1 protein-coding gene is annotated in these 239 nt (G+C 41.0%); it reads left to right on the forward strand.

Going from position 1 to position 239, the window contains the following annotated elements; translation table 11 throughout:
- Positions 1–239 (forward strand): UbiA family prenyltransferase (locus SB660_RS23545; RefSeq protein WP_410584999.1); only part of this gene is annotated, 239 nt, incomplete at both ends.

Genomic DNA, 239 nt, shown 5'->3' on the forward strand with positions numbered 1-239 from the left:
GGCACTTGTTATAGGTGCGGCAGGAGCTTTTAATAATGTGTATGACCGTGATATAGATGCCATTATGCCGCGTACGAAAAATCGTCCGACTGTAACAGGTGAGATGTCAGCAAAATCCACGATGAGTTTAGCGATTATTATGCTTGTTGTTGGAGTAGCTGTACTAGCATTAGCCTCACCACTAGCTGCATTATTTGGATTCTTAGGTGTATTTTTATATGTTGTGCCGTATACAATGT

Source organism: Bacillus sp. SIMBA_005, from assembly GCF_046535585.1.
Lineage (GTDB): Bacteria > Bacillota > Bacilli > Bacillales > Bacillaceae > Bacillus > Bacillus pumilus.